The 15,892-nt window shown below is 68.5% G+C and carries 14 protein-coding genes and 1 tRNA gene; 6 read left to right on the top strand and 9 right to left on the bottom strand.

What is annotated here, in order from left to right; genetic code table 11:
* Positions 1-25 precede the first annotated feature (25 nt).
* Positions 26-349, top strand: a complete 324-nt coding sequence (locus tag ACFO5K_RS13855) for a WhiB family transcriptional regulator (RefSeq protein WP_378561450.1) — start codon at positions 26-28, stop codon at positions 347-349.
* Positions 350-422: 73 nt separating this feature from the next.
* Here ACFO5K_RS13855 and ACFO5K_RS13850 read toward each other — a convergent pair whose 3' ends face one another.
* From ACFO5K_RS13850 to ACFO5K_RS13840, 3 genes are all read right to left on the bottom strand, one after another.
* Positions 423-1,775: an ABC1 kinase family protein gene (locus ACFO5K_RS13850; protein ID WP_378561447.1), complete on the bottom strand. Its 1,353-nt coding sequence runs from the start codon at positions 1,773-1,775 to the stop codon at positions 423-425.
* Positions 1,776-1,821: 46 nt separating this feature from the next.
* Positions 1,822-2,697 (bottom strand): TOMM precursor leader peptide-binding protein, encoded by an 876-nt coding sequence (locus ACFO5K_RS13845; protein ID WP_378561444.1) that lies wholly within the window; start codon positions 2,695-2,697, stop codon positions 1,822-1,824.
* A 209-nt stretch (positions 2,698-2,906) separates the two neighbouring features.
* Positions 2,907-4,331 (bottom strand): zinc-dependent metalloprotease, encoded by a 1,425-nt coding sequence (locus ACFO5K_RS13840; RefSeq protein ID WP_378561441.1) that lies wholly within the window; start codon positions 4,329-4,331, stop codon positions 2,907-2,909.
* 127 nt (positions 4,332-4,458) lie between these two features.
* Between ACFO5K_RS13840 and ACFO5K_RS13835 the strand changes: the two genes are divergently transcribed.
* On the top strand, positions 4,459-5,487 hold the full coding sequence (locus tag ACFO5K_RS13835) for a YlbL family protein (RefSeq protein WP_378561439.1): 1,029 nt from the start codon (positions 4,459-4,461) through the stop codon (positions 5,485-5,487).
* 40 nt (positions 5,488-5,527) lie between these two features.
* Here the strand turns inward: ACFO5K_RS13835 and ACFO5K_RS13830 are convergent, their stop codons facing one another.
* A complete protein-coding gene (locus ACFO5K_RS13830) occupies positions 5,528-6,106 on the bottom strand; it encodes a PPA1309 family protein (protein WP_378561436.1) in 579 nt (192 codons plus the stop codon).
* 157 nt (positions 6,107-6,263) lie between these two features.
* On the opposite strand from ACFO5K_RS13830, the gene ACFO5K_RS13825 reads away from it, so the two are divergent.
* Positions 6,264-9,242 carry a UPF0182 family protein gene (locus tag ACFO5K_RS13825; protein ID WP_378561433.1) on the top strand — a complete coding sequence of 993 codons (2,979 nt, stop codon included), beginning with the start codon at positions 6,264-6,266 and terminating at the stop codon, positions 9,240-9,242.
* Between the two features lie 61 nt (positions 9,243-9,303).
* Here ACFO5K_RS13825 and ACFO5K_RS13820 read toward each other — a convergent pair whose 3' ends face one another.
* Complete coding sequence (locus tag ACFO5K_RS13820) at positions 9,304-9,891, bottom strand: transglycosylase family protein (RefSeq protein ID WP_378561430.1); 588 nt, start codon at positions 9,889-9,891, stop codon at positions 9,304-9,306.
* A gap of 377 nt (positions 9,892-10,268) precedes the next feature.
* Here ACFO5K_RS13820 and ACFO5K_RS13815 point away from each other — a divergent pair.
* The 3 genes from ACFO5K_RS13815 to ACFO5K_RS13805 all read left to right on the top strand — a co-directional run bounded on the left by ACFO5K_RS13815 (position 10,269) and on the right by ACFO5K_RS13805 (position 11,257).
* Positions 10,269-10,342, top strand: a tRNA-Met gene (locus tag ACFO5K_RS13815).
* Between the two features lie 223 nt (positions 10,343-10,565).
* The gene (locus ACFO5K_RS13810) at positions 10,566-10,901 is read left to right on the top strand and encodes an ArsR/SmtB family transcription factor (RefSeq protein WP_378561427.1); all 336 of its coding nucleotides are present in this window, start codon (positions 10,566-10,568) and stop codon (positions 10,899-10,901) included.
* A 2-nt stretch (positions 10,902-10,903) separates the two neighbouring features.
* Positions 10,904-11,257 (top strand): hypothetical protein, encoded by a 354-nt coding sequence (locus tag ACFO5K_RS13805; RefSeq protein WP_378561424.1) that lies wholly within the window; start codon positions 10,904-10,906, stop codon positions 11,255-11,257.
* Positions 11,258-11,317: 60 nt separating this feature from the next.
* On the opposite strand, the gene ACFO5K_RS13800 is transcribed toward ACFO5K_RS13805, so the two are convergent.
* Genes ACFO5K_RS13800 through ACFO5K_RS13785 form a run of 4 tightly spaced genes read right to left on the bottom strand, consistent with a single transcriptional unit; the run spans position 11,318 to position 15,736 of the window.
* Positions 11,318-11,575, bottom strand: a complete 258-nt coding sequence (locus ACFO5K_RS13800) for an HPr family phosphocarrier protein (RefSeq protein ID WP_378561421.1) — start codon at positions 11,573-11,575, stop codon at positions 11,318-11,320.
* 23 nt (positions 11,576-11,598) lie between these two features.
* Positions 11,599-13,941: a PTS fructose transporter subunit IIABC gene (locus ACFO5K_RS13795; RefSeq protein WP_378561418.1), complete on the bottom strand. Its 2,343-nt coding sequence runs from the start codon at positions 13,939-13,941 to the stop codon at positions 11,599-11,601.
* A 44-nt stretch (positions 13,942-13,985) separates the two neighbouring features.
* Positions 13,986-14,972 carry a 1-phosphofructokinase family hexose kinase gene (locus tag ACFO5K_RS13790; RefSeq protein ID WP_378561415.1) on the bottom strand — a complete coding sequence of 329 codons (987 nt, stop codon included), beginning with the start codon at positions 14,970-14,972 and terminating at the stop codon, positions 13,986-13,988.
* A complete protein-coding gene (locus ACFO5K_RS13785; RefSeq protein WP_378561412.1) occupies positions 14,969-15,736 on the bottom strand; it encodes a DeoR/GlpR family DNA-binding transcription regulator in 768 nt (255 codons plus the stop codon). Before ACFO5K_RS13785 ends, ACFO5K_RS13790 begins: the two co-directional genes overlap by 4 nt.
* Positions 15,737-15,892 lie beyond the last annotated feature (156 nt).

Below are 15,892 nucleotides of genomic sequence, written 5' to 3'. Positions count from 1 at the left end.
TGCAAACGAGCTGAAGGAGAACGACGTGTTCACCGCCCAGGACTGGCCGACGGCCACTACTGACGTGACATGCCGAACCGTGGCGCAGAGCCCTCGCGTCCGTGAGGTCACCAGGACCCTGCCCTGCCGGGCCGGCAATCCCGATCTGTGGTTCGCCGAGAGCCCCACCGATCTCGAGCAGGCCAAGGAACTGTGTGCGGCCTGCCCGATCCGCAAGGGCTGCCTGAGTGCCGCCATCGATCGCGCCGAGCCGTGGGGCGTCTGGGGTGGGGAGATCTTCGACCAGGGTGTCGTGATCGCCCGCAAGCGTCCGCGTGGTCGCCCGCGTAAGGTCGCGATCTCGGCATGAAGCCCGGAAAAGGTATGCACCGCAAGCGAACCGCTCACCGAGTCTCGGTGGGCGGTTCGTTTGCCCGGTAGGGCTAGGAGGCGCGTTCGGCGCGGAAACCCGGCACCCAGGTGCGCACCAATTGCATGAAGGCCAGTTCCGCGTCGAGCTGGGCCAGGATGCCCACCGAGCCGCCGAGCACCCGGAAGATCATCAGGTATTCGGCCGGAAGCTGCAGGGCGCGAGCGGTCTTCATCTCGGGGCTGGTGAACTCCGAGGCTATGCCCGCGACCCGTTGCATCCACGCGCGGGTGAAATGGAAGGTGTCGGTGCGGATCGGGTCGCTGAACGGCCGCAGATACGCCTCGATCTCCTCATGGGTCACGGTGCGACCCGGAATCACCCAGCCGTGTTCGTAGAGCAGGTCGGTGAGCGCGGCATGATCCTCGGCGACGGCCAGGGCCAGCATCCGGCCCAGGACGTCGGGGAAACCGTCGGGCATGGGAGCACACGCGCCGAAGTCGAGCACGGCCAGCTTGCCGTCGGAGCGCACCAGGAAGTTGCCCGGATGCGGGTCGCTGTGCAGCAGACCGACCAGCTCGGGGGAGCAGAAGTGGAAGGTGCCCATCAGCTCGGCCACCCGATCGCGTTGCGCGCGAGTGCCTTCCGGATCCCGCGCGCCCGCGGCGATCAGGGCCGACACCGGGGTGCCCTCGAGCCACTCGGTCACGATCACCTTCGGTGCGCCGGCCACCACCTTGGGGACCACGATGTTCGGGTGCCCGTCGAACGCCGCGGCGAAGCGCCGCTGGTTGGCGGCCTCGATGCGGTAGTCGAGTTCCTCTTCGGTGCGTGCGGTGATCTCGGCCAGCAGTGGTTTCACATCGACGCCGGGCAGTACCGACGACATCAACCCGGTCATCCGCGACAGCGTCTTCAGGTCGGCGCGCAGGGCTTCGTCGGCGCCGGGGTACTGCACCTTCACCGCCACCGCGCGTCCGTCGGACCAGACGGCGCGATGCACCTGGCCGATGCTGGCCGACGCGGCGGGCTCGTCGTCGAAGGACTCGAAGCGTTCGCGCCACTTGGTGCCCAGCTGCTGGTCCAGCACCCGGTGCACGGTCGCGGCCGGCATCGGCGGGGCGGCGGCCTGCAGTTTGGTGAGCGCCTCGCGGTAGTGCTCGCCGAATTCCTCCGGTACCGCGGCTTCCATCACGCTCAGTGCCTGGCCGAACTTCATCGCACCGCCCTTGAGCTCACCGAGCACGGTGAACAACTGTTCGGCGGCCTTCTGGTTCAGCGTCGCGTTGATCTGCTGCTTGTCACCTCCGGCGAGCTTTCTGCCGAACCCGACGGCGGCTCGCCCCGCGATACCGAGCGGAATTTTGGCCAGTTTGGCATTGCGGCTGGAACTGCGGCGCACGATCTCGGACACACTGTCCATCATGGCCGAACCTGTGGCCTGTGTGCCATGGGAATGCTCACACCCGGTGTCATCGCCGGGCTCCCGCCTCGTGCGCGGCCAGTGATCGGCAGCCGCAGTCCGGGTGCGGCGGCCACGGGCGCCGTTGCATCTCGTGGGTGTCGAGGTCCAATTCCACAGTGGCGTCCAGGGTGGCGGGGCGGCGGCGCGGCGAGCACGCGATGATCGACTCCAGCTCACCCAGGGCCAGTGCGGTCGTCGCCGCCACGCCGGCGGGGGAGGCGTGGCCGGTGCGGCCGAGCAGCTGGGCCGCCAGGTGCGGCCAGTCGGCATCGAAGTCGGCGCGGGTCAGATCGGCGCAGCGCAAACAGCTGGTGCGGCCCGGCAGCACCAGCGGTCCGACCACGCCGATGCCGTCGCGCACCCGCACCTGCAGATGTGGCATTCGACGCAGGACCAGCTCCACCGACAATGCGGGATCGATCATCAGCGCGTCGGTGAGCACCACCAGATCACAGCCGTCGGCGCCGACCGGGATCTCGCGCCGGTACTCCCGCGACCGGGTCGGCCGCACGCCCATCCGGCGCAGCCCGACCGTCAGCGCGTCCGAGAGCGGACCGAGGCCGTGCACCGTGACAGCGCGGATCCGGCCCTGTTTGCGTTCGGGTTGCAGGAGCAGCCCGGCACGTTCGATCGCGGTGAGCAGCGCGCTGGTGCGCTCGGGTGGGATGCCGAATTCGCCGGCGCGCCAGATGATCTGTGGCCGCGACTGCAGCCCGTCGAGCAGCCGCAGGAAGGCGAGCACCGTGCCGGTGTCGAGTTCGGTGGTCTCGAGCAGCAGTGCACGTTCGGGATCCCAGCCCAGCTGTACTGTGCCCGACGGGCGAACCAAGGTGGTCACGCGCGGGTGCAGCATCGGTCCGCGGAGCGGCGTTGAGGTCGTCATGCCAGAAGTATCGGCACCACCGCCCACCCGGTTCGGCGCCGAAAGCGTAGTTATCCACAGTTTTTCGGCGTGTCGGCCCGGCGATCTCGAATTGTGAACAGACGATGTACCGCCCGTCGTATCGGCGAGTCGACACGCGAAAGTGCCACGAAGCCGTGTCGCGTGCACCGGCGGCGCGGTTTTTCCGCCGCCGGTGCACGCGGTGTCGGTCAGGGGCGTTCGGTACCGGTGTCCGGGTCGTCACCGGACTCGTCGGACTTCTTCTTCTCGCCGCCCTTGCCTTCGCCACGCTCGCGCGCTTCGGTCTCGGCGAGCTGGGCCAGCGGGTCGTCGAAAGCTCCGGTGCCGCCACCGATCACGGAGTCGATGAAACCGGCCGAGGAGTCCAGATCGCTGGAGTCGGGCAGCAGGTCGGGGTGCGCCCACACGCCGTCGCGGCGCTCCATGCCGGCATCGGTGGTGAGCCTGCGCCACAGCGCCGAGGCCTCGCGCACCTTGCGTGGACGCAGCTCCAGACCCACCAGGGTCGCGAAGGTCTGCTCGGCCGGTCCACCGGTGGCCCGGCGACGGCGCAGCGTCTCCGACAGTGCGGTGGCGCCGGGCAGCCGCTCACCGACCGCATCGGTGACCACCACATCCACCCAGCCCTCGATCAGTGCGAGCAGCGTCTCGAGGCGCTCGAGGGCGGCCTTCTGTTCGGGCGTGGTCTGCGGTTCGAACGTGCCCTGGGAGAGCAGTTCCTCGAGCTTGGACGGGTCGCTGAGCATCGACGGGTCGATGTTCTGCGCGGCTTCCTCGAGCGCGGAGAAGTCCATCTTGATGCCGCGCGCATACGCCTCGACCGCACCGAGCACCTGCTGGCGCAGCCACGGCACGTGTGCGAACAGTCGCTGGTGGGCGGCTTCGCGGGCGGCCAGGAACACCATGATCTCGCTCTCGGGCTGCTCGAGGCCCGCGCTGAACGACGCGATCGCCGTTGGCAGCAGCGCCGCGGTCCCGGCCGGTCCGAGTGGCAGCCCGATATCGGTGGAGGTCAGCACCTCCTTGGCCAGCTGACCGAGCGCCTGCCCGAGCTGGGAGCCGAACGCCAGCCCGCCCATCTGCCCGAGCATGCCCACCATCGGCCCGGCGAATTGCTTGGCCTCCTCGGGCAACTGCGCGGTCCACATGCCCGAGATCTGCTCGGCCACCGGGTCGCACAGGCGCTTCCAGGTGGGCAGGGTCTCCTCGATCCAGTCGTTCGGAGTCCAGGCGACCGTTCTGGTGGCACCGGCGGGCAGCACGGTCGCGCCGTCGAGCCACAGCTCGGCCAGGCGCGACGCGTCGGCCACCGCGGTGGTGGTGCTCGTCGTGATCGGGGCCACGGTGGTGCCGAGCTGCTGGCGGGCCAGCCGCTTGGCCACGTCGTAATTGACCGGCCCCGACTGCGCGCCGCCCGGACCGCCCTGGCCCATGCCGCTGATCATCTGCCCGAGCTGGGTCAGCATCTGACCGAGCTGGGAGGGGTCGAATCCGCCCGCACCACCCGCGCCGAGACCGAACGGGTCCGATCCGCCGGGTCCGTTGCCCTCGTCGCGACGCTTGCCGGAATCGTCGTCGTCGCGGTCCGAGAAGCCGAAGGGGAGATCGCTCATACTTCATACGTTACGCGGGCACCCAGCATCGACGGTGTTCGCGCATCGCGAAATCGGTGACGACGCCCGCGTGGCAAAAGCGTGCCACTGCCGTCGGCGGCCACAGCCGATCACTACTGTGGTCGGAGTGAATCGTCGGATCCTCACCCTGATCGTGGCCTTGGTGCCCGTCCTCGTGCTCGGCGTGGTCGGCAGCGTGGTCACCGTGCCGTTCGTCGCCCTCGGACCGGGCCCGACCTTCGACACCCTCGGGCAAGTCGACGACAAGCAGGTGGTCGATGTCACCGGCGCCCCGCTGGACCCGACCACCGGGCACCTCAACATGACCACGGTCTCGGTGCGCGACGAACTCAACCTGTTCGAGGCGTTCGGCTTCTGGGTCAGCGGTGAGCACGGCCTGGTGCCGCGCGCGGAGGTGTACCCGCCGGAAGTGTCGCGCGAGGAGATCGACAAGTCCAACCAGCAGGAGTTCAAGCAATCCGAGAGCAACGCCGAGGTCGCCGCGCTGAACTACCTGGACATGCCCACAGCGGTACTGGTGCGCGGATTCGGTGACGACGAAGGCCCGGCCGACGGTGTGCTGGAAACCGGCGACCAGCTGATCAGGATCGACGACACCCCGATCAACGCGCCCGAAGACGTGATCGACCTGGTGGCCGAGACGCCGCCCGGCACCACCGTCACGGTCGACTACCGCCGCGGCGACGCCGAGAACAGCGCACCGATCACCCTGGCCGCCCACCCCGAGGACCCGGCCAAGGGTTTCCTCGGCATCATGCTCGGCGAAGGCGGGCGCCCGCCGCTCCAGGTGGAGTTCAACCTCGCCGACATCGGCGGCCCCTCGGCCGGATTGATGTTCAGTCTCGCCCTGATCGACAAACTCTCGCCCGGTGAACTCAACGGCGGCCGGTTCGTCGCCGGCACCGGCACCATCGACGAAACGGGCAAGGTCGGCCCGATCGGTGGCATTCAGTACAAGATGATGGCGGCTCGCGAAGTCGGCGCGGAGACCTTCCTGGTGCCGGCCGACAACTGCAACGAGGCCAGGCAACGCGCGCCCGAGGGCTTGCGACTGGTGAGGGTCGAGACCCTCGACAGTGCGATCGCCTCGCTGGCCGACATCGACGCGGGTCGCGAGCCGATCAGCTGCGGCTGAGCGGGCGGCCCCGGCCACGGTGCGCGGCGAGCGCGACTGCTCACTCCAGCGTGTGGTGCAGCGCTTCGACCAGCCCCTGCGCCAGATCAGGGTAGGTGCGCAGGTCGAGGTCGCCGAAGCCGTCGTCGTCCTCGGGGCGGATCTGCAGCAGGCACAGCGAGGCGCCCTGGCGCAACACGCCCGCGATGAGCCGGGCCTCGCGGCGGCCCGGATGGGCGAGGGCGGCGGCACGCCCGGCCGCGTCGGCGGCTTCGTCGTCGGCCAGCAAGGGAACCAGCGCCTCGTCGAGATCGCTCTCGGCATCGGGCGGCAGTACCACGATCTCCTGCACCAGCACGCAACCTTCGACCGCGGGCGGCCAGGTGGTGGTGGCCAGGAACTCGTCGAGTGCCATCGACCCGCCGGTGATGTCGTCGGGGAAGGCTTCCTGGGCGACGGGCGTGAGCTCACTGCCGTCGTCGAGCTGATCCTGTAGGTCCGGTTCGGCCGCGGCCAGGTCGGCGGTCGGCACCAACGCGAACATCTGCGGCGGATTGCCCCAGCCCTCGGCGTCGGCGAACTCGACGACCTCGCGCACACAGCGGGCGAGGAGAACTTCGGCGTGCTCGTCATCGGTCACCTGTCCATCCAATCATTTTCGCCCCTGCCGCTTACACGGTGTCCGATTTCCGTAGAGTGGGCGCCAACGGTCCGGTTTCGGACCATCCGCAACATCGGACGCGGTGTCGGCGCCGATCAACTCGGCGTCGGACCGCCGGACCTGGGAGAGTGGCACCGTGGGCATGCGGCCCCCCAACGGCTTACCTTCGTTGTCCCGACGCAGCCGTGTGCTGCTGGTGGCAGCTGTCGTGCTCGCGGCACTGCTGCTGTTCGGGCCTCGACTCACCGACGCCTACACCAATTGGATGTGGTTCGGCGAAGTCGGCTATCGCAGTGTGTATCTCGGCGTGTTGCGCACGCGGGTGCTCCTGTTCCTCGTCGTCGCGCTGTTCGTCGGCGTCGTGGTGTGGGCGGCGCTGCTGCTGGGCTACCGGTCGCGGCCGGTGTTCGTGCCCGACGCCGGTCCCAACGACCCGATCGCGCGCTACCGCATCACCGTGATGAGCAAGCTGCGGCTGTTCGGCATCGGCATCCCGGTGCTGCTCGGACTGCTGTCCGGGCTGGTCGCGCAGGCCAATTGGGCTACGGTCCAGCTGTTCCTGCACGGCGGCGAGTTCGGTCAGCAGGACCCGCAGTTCCATCTCGACATCGGGTTCTACACCTTCGACCTGCCGTTCTACCGGATGGTGCTGAACTGGCTGTTCGTCGCCGTGGTGATCGCGTTCTTCGCGAACCTGGTGACCCACTACGTGTTCGGCGGCCTGCGCCTGGCCGGTCGCGAGGGCACCCTCACCAGGGCCGCGCGGGTACAGCTCGCGGTGATCGCCGGAATCTTCGTGCTGCTCAAGGCGATCGCGTACTGGTTCGACCGCTACGACCTGCTGTCGAGCACCCGCAAGGAACCCACCTTCAGTGGTCCGTCGTTCACCGACATCAACTCGGTGTTGCCTGCCAAGCTGATCCTGCTCTCGATCGCGGTGATCTGCGCGGTGGCGTTCTTCGCCGGCATCGTGCTGCGGGATCTGCGGGTGCCCGCGATGGCGGCCGCGTTGCTGGTGTTGTCGTCGATCCTGGTCGGTGCGGTGTGGCCGATGGTGGTCGAGCAGTTCTCGGTGCGCCCCAACGCGGCCGAGAAGGAAAGCCCCTATATCGAGCGAAACATTCAAGCCACGCGTGAGGCCTACGGCATCACCGACGACAACGTCGAGTACCAGAGCTATCCGGGTGAGAGCCAGAAGAGCCCGCTCGACGTCCCCGCCGACGCGGAGACCATCGGCAACGCCCGGTTGCTCGACCCGAACATCCTCTCGCCCACCTTCACCCAGCTCCAGCAGCGCAAGAACTTCTACGGCTTCCCCGAATCGCTCGACATCGACCGGTACACCCTCAACGGGGACACCCAGGACTACATCGTTGCCGCGCGCGAGCTGGATCCGGCGGCGCTGTCGGGCAACCAGCAGGACTGGATCAACAAGCACACCGTCTACACCCACGGCAACGGCTTCGTGGCCGCGCCGGCCAACCGGGTGAACAAGCCGCAGTCCGACGCGCAGAGCTCGACCGGCGGCAGCGACTCGGGTTACCCGCTGTTCATGGTGAGCGACCTGTTCACCGATATCGAGAAGCAGCGGATCAAGGTGGAACAGCCCCGGGTCTACTTCGGTGAGCTGATCGCCGAATCCGATCCCGACTACGCCATCGTCGGCGCCGCCGAGGGTGAGGCCCCGCGCGAGTACGACTCCGACGAGGCCCAGTTCACCTACGACGGCAACGGTGGCGTCCCGGTGGGCAGCTGGTTCAACCGGCTCGCCTTCGCCGCCAAGTACGGCGAGCGCAACATCCTGTTCTCCTCGGCGATCAGCGAGGACTCCAAGATCCTGTTCAACCGCTCGCCGCGCGATCGGGTGCAGAAGGTGGCGCCGTGGCTGACCACCGACGGCAACCCCTACCCGGCGGTCATCGACCAGCGGATCGTGTGGATCGTCGACGCCTACACCACCCTCGACAAGTACCCCTACGCGCAGTCGACCTCGCTCGACGGTGCCGTCGAGGACAGCATCGACAAGAAGACCGGCCGGACCATCCCGCGCAAGGAGGTCAGCTACATCCGCAACTCGGTGAAGGCCACCGTCGACGCTTACGACGGCTCGGTCACCCTGTACGAAACCGATCCCAGCGATCCGGTCCTGCAGGCGTGGCGCGGGGTGTTCCCGAACACTGTCGAGCCGGAGAGCGAGATCTCGCCCGAGCTGCGCGCCCACTTCCGCTACCCGGAAGACCTGTTCAAGGTGCAGCGCGAAATGCTCACCAAGTACCACGTGGACAACCCGCGCGAGTTCTTCACCAACAACGCGTTCTGGTCGGTGCCCAGCGATCCGACGATCGAGGGGGGCAGCTTCAACCAGCCCCCGTACTACGTGCTGCTCGGTAACAAGGACACCAACGAGCCGGTCTTCAACCTGACCTCGGCGATGGTCGGCTACAACCGTGAGTTCCTGTCGTCCTACATCTCGGTGAATTCCGATCCGGAGGGCTACGGCAAGTTCACGATTCTCACGCTGCCGACAGACACCCAGACACTGGGCCCGCAGCAGACACAGAACCGGATAACGACGGCACCCAGGGTGTCGCAAGAGAAAACGTTGTTGTCCAACTCGAACAAGATCAAGTACGGCAACCTGCTGACCTTGCCGGTGGCCGACGGCGGGATCCTGTACGTCGAACCGTTCTACAACGAGCGCAACACCGGTTCGTCGACCTTCCCGCAGCTGCTGCGCGTACTGGTCAGCTATCGCGACGCGGGCGGTGGTGTGCGCGTCGGGTACGCCTCGACTCTGGCCGAGGCACTGAACCAGGTGCTGCCCGGTGCGGGTGCGCTGGCCACCCCGTTCGGCGGTGATCCCTCGACGCGTCCGAAGCCGGAGGCGACCCCGCCGGTGGACGGCACGGGCAGTGGTACCCAACCGCCGGTCGACGACGGGACCGATCCGCTGCCGCCGACCACCGGTGGTGACAGGGACGCGGCGGCCGCCGAACTCGATCGCAAGGTCGAGGCGTTGCGCACCGCGATGCGGTCGGGCAACTTCGAGGACCTCGGCAAGGCCCTGCAGGAACTCGACGCCGCCGCCCAGGCGTACCAGGACGCCGGGCGCTGACAAGCCAGGAAAGGCCCCGCCGGATTCGGCGGGGCCTTTTCTGTTGCAGGGGGAGAGCGGGTCAGCGGCCGATCTGCTGGAGCAGCGGGGAGTAGGCGTCGAGCAGGTCCTGGTACTGGACGACCACGCCGTACTGCTCGGCCAGGGCGAGGCCGGCGGAGGTGGCCTGGTCCACAGCGGCTTGTGCGGCGGTGGGTGCCTCGGCGGGCAGCTCGACCGGCAGGTCGACGGGAAGCTCGGCAGGCAGCTCGAGGGCGGGCTCCTCGACGGCCGGGGCGGGCTCGGGCTGCGGTTCCGGCTCGGAGGCGCCGGACTGCAGGTACTGGCCGCAGTGCGGCCAGGCGCCGACGCCCTGGGTGGCGAGCACGTTCTCCGCCACCCGGATCTGCTCTTCCTTGCTGGCGTTGTGCGCCGAACCCTGGCCACCGTTGGCGGCCCAGGTGCTCTGCGAGAACTGCAGGCCGCCGTAGTAGCCGTTGCCGGTGTTGATGCCCCAGTTGCCACCGCTCTCGCACTGGGCGACGCCGTCCCAGTTGTGGGTGGCAGCGGCGGCAGTGCTGGTGCCGAGGCTGAACGGAACGGCAACCAGGGCGCCGGTGATGGCAGCGACGCCAAGGGCACGGGTGCGGAATTTCCGGGTCTCAGTCATGGGGGAGACGCTAACCAACAAATCTGCGCCGATCACATCTTGATAACGGGACGGTTATGTGATTCGAACAGTCGTCTTTTCGATGTTTATGCGCCGTACCCGGCGGGAATACCTGAACCCCGAGCGGTTTGTTATTGCGGCGTTATGTGCCCGAGATCACGTAGAGATAGTGATGCCGCTCACGCGATTCGCTCTGTTGGCGCCCGATTGCCCGCACGCACCCGGTGGATCAGCGGTCATGGAGGCGCGCGTCACACTTTTCCGCTCGGCAGTAGTGCGCGCGTGGGTGAAGTTCGCGGCAATCAGCCCCGAAACCGCCACTGACATGCTGATTTGTCTTTCACGCTCACCCGTGTGTAATGTTGTGTTCACACCGACGCGGGGTGGAGCAGCTCGGTAGCTCGCTGGGCTCATAACCCAGAGGTCGCAGGTTCAAATCCTGTCCCCGCTACAACAAGTCAAGGCCCGGAACTCAGGTTCCGGGCCTTGTTCTTTTTCCGGGGCGCGGCATCGGCCCGCAGGTCGGCGGATGCCCCGAGCCGCCTCGGTGGGGTGAGCTCAGAGCAAAGGGGTGGGTCGCCTGCATGGCCTTCTCGAATCTCTTCGAGGACTATGGAATGGACCGCTCACAGGCTAACATCTCTTCGAGAACCATCGAAGAGACAAGGAGTGCCGTGCCCCTCGGACGATGGAAGTCGGTCGAACACCCCGACATCGCGAACGTGCAGATCGACGAGGTACTGCATGCGCTCGCCGACCCCACGCGGCGGCGGATCGTGCGAATGCTGATCGAGGAAGGGGACCGCCCGTGCGGCACCTTCGGCCTCGGCATCGCACCGTCCACGCTGAGTCACCACTTCAAAGCCCTGCGCAATGCGGGGCTGATCCGCCAGTTCGACAGTGGCAGGCAACGGATGAACACCACGCGGCTCGTCGAACTCGACGCCAAATTCCCCGGCCTGGTCGATTCGATCTTGTCGCTGGCCGAACCGGAACGGCCGAACGGTTGATGATGTCCTTGATCGTCATCGCGCGAATCGCCGCAATCCCGGTCAGTGTCTGGTTGATCGCCGCCCTGACATTCAACGCCGAATACCGGACCGACAACATCTTCGCGGTACCCGACTTCGCCTTCTCACTGGTCCTCGTGGTCGCGGCCTTCCTGCCTCGCCGCATCGCGGAACCAGCGCTGACCGCGGGATTCTTCTTCGGGTCGGGAGTGATCACCATCGCCGCGCTCGAACGACTCGACCACGGGCAGTCCGGGCAGGCCGTGCTCAATCTGGTGATCGCAGCGGTCTATTCGGCCCTTGCGCTGCTCCTCGTCACTGCCCGCAGCGGACGTGCGACGAGCCGCCTCGCGTGATCTGCCGCGACCCGGCGGAGCGGGACCGAGTCCACGACATCCGCCGGGCCGGGGCCTCGGTCAAGCGTCCAAGTCGCTGGCCACCAGTTCGACGATCCTGTCGAGGGTGGGCTGGTCGTCGGTCGTGACGACCACCTCGGCACCCTGGCCCGCACCCAGGGTCATGATCATCAGGGCCGATCCGGCGTCCACCGGATCGCCGTCCGGCAGGGCGATGGTGACGGGGACGCCGGCCGCGCCGACGGCCTCGGCGATCAGGGCGGCAGGGCGGGCGTGCAGGCCGACCGAGGAGCCGACGGTGACGGTGGTGCTTGGCATGGACTTTCTCCTTGTGTGAGGGATTACGCGGGGGTGAGAACAGGTTGTTTGCGGGTGAGCTCCTTGGCGACGGTGACACACAGGGCCGCGACCACGGTGCCGGCCAGTACCGCCACCACGAACCAGGCGATATGCCCGATCGCGAAGAACACGAAGAAGCCGCCGTGCGGCGCGCTGAGCGTGACCTCGGTGGCCATCACCAGACCACCGGTGACCGCACCGCCGACCATCATCGACGGCAACACCCGCAGCGGGTCGGCCGCGGCGAACGGGATGGCGCCTTCGGAGATGAACGAGGCACCCAGCAGCCAGGCCGCCACCCCGTTCTCGCGTTCGGCCTCGGTGTAGAGGCGCGGGCGCAACATGGTCGACAACGCCATCGCCAGTGGCGGCACCATCCCGGCCGCCATCACCGCGGCCATGATCCGCAACGTGGCCGGATCCGACACCGACAGGCCGGCGGCGGCGAACGAGTAGGCAGCCTTGTTGACGGGCCCGCCGAGGTCGAAGCACATCATCACGCCCAGGATCACCCCGAGCGCGACGGCCGAAGTGCCGGACAGGCCGCCGAGCCACTCCGAGAGCGCCTCGGTGACCGCCGCGAGCGGCTTACCGAGCAACACGAACATCAGGACACCGACGATCAGGGAGGCGAGCAGCGGAATCACCACCACCGGCATCAACCCACGCGCCCACGTCGGCACCGGCAGCTTGCTCACCCACAGTGCCGCGAACCCGGCGACCAGGCCGCCGACGAGACCGCCGAGGAAGCCCGCGCCCACGAACACCGCGATGGCACCGGCGGTGAAACCGGGCGCCAGACCGGGCCGGTCGGCGATCGCGAACGCGATGTAGCCGGCCAGCGCGGGGACCAGGAAACTGAACGCCAGCACACCGATCTGGTTGAGTACCGCACCGAAGTAGGCGGCCAAGCCGCCGTCGGGTAGGTCGGTGATCGAATTGTCGAGCACGATCGAGGCGGAGGTGTCACTGATTTCGTACCCGCCGAGCAGGAAACTCAACGCGATGAGCAGACCGCCCGCCGCGACGAACGGGATCATGTAGCTCACCCCGGTGAGCAGGATCTGCCGCAGCCGGGTACCCCAGCCGATGCCCTTGGCCGCCTTGTCCAGCGTCGGCGCCGAGCCGCCGACAGTGGCCGCGCCCGGGGTGTCGGCGGCGGTCACCGCCTCGGCGATCATCGTGTCCGGTTCGTTGATGGCGCGCTTGACGCCGGACTCGACCACCGGCTTACCGGCGAACCGGGCGCGATCCTTCACACCCACATCGGTGGCGAAGATGACCGCGTCGGCGGCGGCGATGACGTCCGGATCGAGCTTGTCCCCACCACTGGACCCCTGGGTCTCCACCGCCACGTCGACCCCGGCCCGCTCCCCGGCCGCGCTCAACGAGTCGGCTGCCATATAGGTGTGGGCGATCCCCGTGGGGCAAGCCGTCACCGCCACGATCTTCTTGCGAGCGCCTGCGCCTTCGGCCGAGGCCGGAACCGGCGGCCCGCCGCCCGCGGTCGTGTCGTCGGCTGAAGTCGAACCTGTGGGTGCACCCCCGCCGGTCGCAGTACCGCCGCCTGGCGCAGCGCTGCCGCTGGCGGGTGCGTCGCCGCTGGCGGGTGCGTCGCTGCCGGACGGAGCACCGCCGCCGGACGCGTCACCGGGACCGGACACGTCGTCGGTACCGGTACCGGTACCAGCGCCGGGCCCGTCACCGCCACCCGACGCAGCACCGGCACCCGCACTGGGCGCAGCACCGGCGTCTGGTCCAGCGCCGGCCCCACGGGCACCGTCAGCACGTCCGCCAGCGGATTCGGCACCGGCCTGGGCAGCACCGGTTGCCGCACCACCGGTACCCGAGCTGCTGGCGGGCGCGGCGGTGGAGCCCGATGCCGCGGGTGGCGGATGGATGACGTTGTCGACCAGGGAAACGATCTCCGCCGGTGTGCGCGCCGCACGCAGATCCGCGACGAATGCCGGGCGCACCAGGGCGCGGGCCAGGGCGGACAGGAGTTTCATGTGTTCGGCGCCCGCGCCTTCGGGTGCGGCGATGAGGAAGACCAGGTCGGCGGGGCCGTCGGGAGCACCGAAGTCGACACCGGGGGACAGGCGGGCGAAGGCGAGGGAGGCGGTGGTGACCGCGGCCGAGCGGCAGTGTGGGATGGCGATGCCGCCGGGCAGGCCCGTCGCGGAGCTGGCTTCGCGGTCCAGGGCTGCCCGGCTGACCGTGGCGGCGTCGGTGGTGCGGCCCGTGGCGGCGAGCTTGTCGGCCAGTGCGGTGATCACCGACTGTTTGTCGGTGCCGAAATCGGCGTCCAGAGCGATCAGGTCGGGAGTGATGATCGAATCGGCCATCGTCTTGTCTTTCCGGGGGAGGGGTGGAGCCGGGCTGGCGGGGATCAGGTCGGGATCGGGGGCTGGACCGGTAGCGGATGGGCGGTGACCGCGTCGAGCAGGATGTCGGCCGGTCCCGGTAGCTCGGTGCCGGGCAGTGCGGTGGCGGCGCTGCCGTAGGCGACGGCGGTCCGCAGCCGGTCGGCGGGCGCGAGTCCGGCCAGCTCGGCGAGCAGGTAACCGGCCAGTGCCGAATCGCCGGCGCCGACGGTGCTGCGCGCCGCGATCGGGGGCGCCGCGACGAACCACGCGCCCGATGCCGTGACCAGTACCGCACCGGCCGCGCCGAGTGTCGCCAGCACCGCGCCGACGCCGCGTTCGACCAGTGCGGCCGCGGCTGTGGCTGCGGCTGTGGGGTTTTCGAGGTCGGCGGCATCGAGTCCGGTGAGCTGAGCCAGTTCGTCGGAGTTCGGTTTGACGAGATCCGGTGCGGTACCGGCTGTTTCGCCGAACAGTGCGAGCAGGGGCGCGTCGGAGGTATCGACCGCCACGCGGGTGCGCCTGCCATCGGCCGAACCCGCTGTGTGCGTGCGTAATTCGGTGACCAGTTGCCCGTACCAGTCGACGGGCACCTCGGGCGGCAGTGACCCCGACAGCACGATCCAGTCGGCACCAGCGGCCAGTTCCACGAGCAGGGCCGCGAGTTCAGTGAGCTCTTGCGCTGTCAGCGGAGGTCCGGGTTCGTTGATCTTGGTCGTGGTCCCGTCGGTCTCGGCGATGGTCAGATTCATGCGTGGTCCGCCACTCACCGCCACTGCGCGGAAATCGATGCCAGCACTGCGTAATCCGCTCACGACCGGGTCGTTGTCGGTGCCGGGTAGCACGGCCAGCACCGGCGCCCCGCCCGCGGCCGCCACCCGCGCCACATTCACGCCCTTGCCGCCGGGCTGTGAGGTGACCTGCGCCGCGCGATGCACTTGTCCGCGCCGCAGCGGCTCGGTGAGGGTGACCGTGCGGTCCACGCTCGGGTTCGCGGTCAGTGTGACGATCATGCGAGCACCACCTCGATTCCTTCGGTGACCAGTTCCGCGTGCGCGGCGGCCGGGATGTCGGTATCGGTCACCAGGACGTCGATATCGGCGATGTCGCCGAAACGCACGAAGTCCTCACGGCCGATCTTGCCCGCGTCGGCCACCACCACGACCCGGTCGGCGGCGGCGATCATCGCCCGTTTCACGGCGGCCTCCTCCAGGTCGGGGGTGGAAAGTCCGTGCCGCAGGGTGAGCGCGTTGGTGCCGACGAAGGCGACGTCGACGCGCAGTTCGCCGAGCAGTCGCAGCGTTTCGGCGCCCACCGCGGCCTGGGTGAGGCCCCGTACGCGCCCGCCGAGCAGGTGCACCCGCACACCGGCGAATCCGGTGAGCCGGGTGGCGATCGGCAGCGAGTTCGTGACGGCGACGAGGTCGAGGTCCACCGGCAGCGCGGCGGCCACCCGCGCGGTGGTCGTGCCCGCGTCGAACAGCGCGCTGCCACCGGAGTTCGGCAGGTACCGCTGGGCGAGTTCGGCGATGCGGTCCTTCTCGGCGGCCCGGGTGCTGTCGCGTTCGGCGGTGCCGAGTTCGATCGTGGTGAGTGCGCCGGAGCCCACCGCGCCGCCGTGTACCCGCCGGATCAGGCCGATCCGGTCGAGTACCGCGAGGTCGCGGCGCACGGTTTCGGTGGTGACTCCGTACCGGTCGGCGAGTTCGGCGACCGAGACCCGCCCACGCTGCCCGATGAGGGTGGCGATCGCCTGCTGCCGTTCCTCGGCGTACATGAGTTCCTCCGCTGCACTGAATGTGTACTCATGTTGTTTTATGCCCATTCGTGTGGCTTTGTCAATCATTTTTGGTGATGCGAGTCACAATCGTTGCCCTCGGCTATCTGGCGCACAGCTCCGCGAGCTGACCCGCTGGAGTGGTGCCGGCATGCA

The sequence above is a fragment of the Nocardia halotolerans genome, from assembly GCF_042650145.1.
Taxonomy (GTDB): Bacteria; Actinomycetota; Actinomycetes; order Mycobacteriales; family Mycobacteriaceae; genus Nocardia; species Nocardia halotolerans.
The sequence above is the reverse complement of the archived record's forward strand: the minus strand, read 5'-3'. Positions and strand labels throughout refer to the sequence as shown.